The sequence below is a fragment of the Pelagicoccus sp. SDUM812005 genome (assembly GCF_031127875.1).
In the GTDB taxonomy this organism is placed as follows: Bacteria; Verrucomicrobiota; Verrucomicrobiia; order Opitutales; family Opitutaceae; genus Pelagicoccus.
On sequence record NZ_JARXIA010000051.1, the window covers coordinates 1 to 3,983 of the forward strand.

Consider the following 3,983-nt stretch of genomic DNA (forward strand, 5'->3'; position numbering starts at 1 on the left):
TTCTCCCAGCTTGGTTCGTCGATCTCTGTGAGTTCGTAATCATCTGGATCAATACCGTCGGACTCCATTATCGCTAGTTTCATTTCTCTTCGAACAGTAATATTATGCGTCAAATTTGTCGGAATAATTTTCCGGCGTTATGCGACATAAATTTATGAGAAAATACCTAAGAGGAGTTGCGTTTGTCAATGGTGTAGGTAAGATCCTTGTCGCATAACTAAAGCGGACCTGTCCCGAGTTATGCGACAAGGAAACCAACTCTAACCCCTCTTCTTATGACGAATGGATGCGACCAACCGGAGTGGCTTTGCCGTGCCCGGAAGCTATGGATCGCGGGCGGAGTGCCCGCTGGATTGGACGGGACGTGGAGTCCTTTGTGGATGAAGCGCTTCCTGACCTATTTAGAGAAGCGCAATGGCGGGCGTTTGCCGTCGGCGTTGCCTAGCTACGCGGTTGCTCGCTCTTTCGAGCGTTTTCTCAAGGAAAAGTGGAAAGCGGAAGACTGGCAGGTGGAGCAGGCTGGCAAGGCGGTGGACTGGCTGCTGGACGCGGCGGGCTCGCACGGAGCTGAAGTGGGGCCTGCGGCTTTTTCGGTACGGCCAAAGGTGGATTTGGCCGGGGTCGAGCTGGTTTCTCTTGATCAGGTGCAATCCCATTTTGTGGAGAGCGGCGGAATGGCGCAGGGCGTTCGGGTGGTGGCTCGCAGGAAGGGCCGCGCCCTCTCGACGGAGAAGGGGTACTTGATGTGGGTGGGTCAGTTGACTAGGTGGTGGAGCAAGCAGCCCGTGAGTTCGGCAAGGCTGGAAAGTCGCGAACAGGCGGGAGAAGAGCTCGAGCGAGCGATTTCCGGGTTTCTGGACCAGCTGGCGGTGGTGGGAGACGTTGCCTTGGCGACGCAGAAGCAGGCCTTGAACGCTTTAATTTTCGCTTTTCGTTCGTGCCTGGGCATGGAACCGGGGACCTTGCCGGACTACAAGGTCGCGAGTCGGGGGCGAGCGTTGCCGGTGGTCTTGTCGCGAGACGAGATGGCGCGTTTCATGGCCTGCGTCGAGCCGAAGGCGCGCGTGCTGGTGAAGCTAATGTACGGAAGCGGGCTTCGGGTGAGCGAGGCGCTGCGGCTGCGGGTGAAGGATCTGGATTTCGGCAACGGCGTGGTGGTGGTTCGCGACGGCAAGGGGAGGAAGGATCGGCGGACGCCTTTGCCTGAGGGGCTGGTCGGACCACTGAAGGATCACCTGAAGGGTACGAGGGCGCTGTTCGAGCGTGACCGAGCCGACGGGGTGGACGGGGTGTACATGCCGAATCGGCTTGGGGTCAAGTATCCGAACGCGTCGAAAGAGTGGCCGTGGCAATACGTCTTTCCGACGGATAGGTTGCAGCGAGACCCTCGCAGCGATGCGGTGCGACGGCATCACTGGAACGATCGTTTCGCGCAGAGGGCGGTAAGGGATGCGGCGAGGGCGGCAGGCATCCACAAGCATGTGACGCCACACGTGATGCGGCATTCCTTCGCGACCCACTTGCTGGAGGACGGCTACGACATCCGGACGGTGCAGGAGTTGCTGGGGCACGCGTCGGTGGAGACGACGATGATCTACTTGCACGTGATGAATCGGCCCGGGACGAACGTGAAGAGCCCGTTGGGGGACTTGTGATGCGAATCGGGGTAGCGAGTGCGGTACGGCGAGCGGGGCTGGGTTGTTATTTGCACGCAGATCTTCGCAGATGTGCTCAGATTCTTTTTTGGGGATTGATGGGGAAGTGGTTTGAGGAACGGCGTACCGAGGGAGGTCAGGAGTTTGGAACCGCGAATCCGGCCGTCGCTCTTTGAGCTTCCACTTTCGCTAAAACTGCTGCGGACGAAATGGCGGACTAGCGTGGACGCGAATGATTTTTTTGGGGGAGTGTGTGGCCCGCAGATTGCGGGTATGTTTTTTTGGTTTCTTGGGAATGGTGACAGGGCGGACGTTGATCTGATGAGCAAGGAGACGTTTGTGGGAAGAGTGATTGATGAAGAGTGGTCGTCAATTTGAGGATGGTTCGAGCGGTGAACTGGGCGTTTGATCGATTTTGACTTTGTTCGGGATCGGCTTGCTTATGGGGGCGATGGCGGGTTGCTGGCAGTTTCAATGGAAGGTTTGGAGGAGGGCAGTTTCTTGCGCCTGCCTTGCGCTTTGCTTGCTGGTGGGATGCGATCGGACGCCTGAAGTGGACGAGCTGGTGGCTCCCGCGCCGGGGATTAGCCCTCCGGAAGTTGTCCGTGAGTTTCGCGGGGTATGGATTCCTACGGTGGCCAATTTGTGCTGGCCCTCGAAGCCGGGCCTCAGCGTAGCGGAGCAGCAGGCGGAGCTGTTGGCGTTGTTGGATGAGGCTTTGGAGCTGAGGCAGAATGCGGTGATCCTGCAGGTGAGGCCTGCCAGCGATGCGTTTTATCAGTCGGCTATTGAGCCGTGGTCGGAGTACCTCACGGGAAAGCAGGGTCAAGCGCCGTCGCCTTTCTACGATCCGCTGGAATTTGCGGTGAACGAAGCCCACCGGCGGGGATTGGAGCTGCATGCCTGGTTTAACCCCTTTCGGGTGCGGAGCTTGAAGATCGCTGCCGAGGCGGCGGATAGCCACGTGAGCAAGCGGCATCCGGACTGGGTTCGGAAGTATGGGAGCTTGCTCTGGCTCGATCCGGGGGAACTGGATGCCCAGGAGTACACGCTTCGGGTCGTGCTAGACGTGGTGCGGCGCTACGACATCGATGCCGTGCATTTCGACGACTATTTCTATCCGTACCCGGAAAAGGACAAGAAGGGCAGGTATTTGGATTTCCCTGACGAATCGAGTTGGAAACGGTTTGGTGCGGAAACGGGTCTTAGTCGAAGCGACTGGCGGCGTCGCAACGTGGACGAGTTTGTCCAGCGCGTGTATCGGGAAATTCATGACGTTAAGCCGCGCATGAAGTTCGGTATCAGTCCTTTTGGCATTTGGCGTCCCAACCATCCTGATACGATTGCGGGGCTGGACGCCTACGAAGCGCTGTACGCGGATGCGCGGAAGTGGCTGAGGGAGGGCTGGTGCGACTACGTAGCTCCGCAGCTCTACTGGACTATCGACCACCCGCCGACGAGCTTCCCGGTTCTGCTGGACTGGTGGACGGAGCAGAGCGTGAGGGAGCGTCACGTCTTTCCGGGGCTCAACGCTTTGAAAGTTGGAGGCGAGTGGCCGGTCGAGGAGATTGCGAGACAGATTGGGTTTACGCGGAGCCAGCCGAAAGCGGGTGGGCAAATCCTTTGGAGCGCCAGCGCTTACCGGAACAGCAAGGCCTTGAGGGATGAGCTGGCTGGCAACGTGTATGGGGAGCCTGCCTTGGTGCCTCGCTTTGCTTGGCTGGATGCGACGGCTCCTTCGATGCCGTCGCTGAAGGTGGACGTATTGGAGGGTGGATACGAAGCGAGTTGGGAATCGACGGGCGAGGAAGAGGCGTGGCTTTGGGCCTTGCAGTACCGTGAGGGCGGAGATTGGAAAACGCGGATACTACCAAAGGGGGAGACGAACATTCAACTGGCTGCGTCGATCGACGCTGTGGTGGTGAGGGCGGTTGACCGTAGCGGAAACGCGAGTTTGCCCGCCGTGCTCGAAGCGGGGCCGCAGATTGAGGGGGAGTGATTGTGTCTTTTGGGTCCGCAGATTTACGCAGATGTGCGCAGATGGGTTTGGGGGCGGATGGGGTTGTGGTTTGAGGAACGCGTATCGGGGGAGATGAGGAGTTTGGAACCGCGAATGTACGCGAATCCGGCCGTCGCTCTTTGAGCTTCTACCTTCGCTAAAGCTCCTGCGGACGAAATGGCGGACTAGTGTGGTGTAAGAAAAATAACCTACATAATAGATATGGCTTTTCCTCTCTTGTTCCTACATGTTCTTTGTAGTGGAAAGACGAGGACGAAGAGTAAAACCAATCGAGCTTGAAGAGGACGAGGTCAGCTATCTCAACTCGC

The 3,983-nt window shown here is 58.2% G+C and carries 2 protein-coding genes; both read left to right on the top strand.

From position 1 onward, the window contains the following. The first annotated feature begins 275 nt into the window (after nucleotides 1-275). Nucleotides 276-1,655 (top strand): integron integrase, encoded by a 1,380-nt coding sequence (locus QEH57_RS24525; RefSeq protein ID WP_343224840.1) that lies wholly within the window; start codon nucleotides 276-278, stop codon nucleotides 1,653-1,655. A 451-nt stretch (nucleotides 1,656-2,106) separates the two neighbouring features. Beyond that, entirely contained in the window at nucleotides 2,107-3,654 is a 1,548-nt protein-coding gene (locus QEH57_RS24530; protein ID WP_309009448.1) for a family 10 glycosylhydrolase, read from the top strand. Nucleotides 3,655-3,983 lie beyond the last annotated feature (329 nt).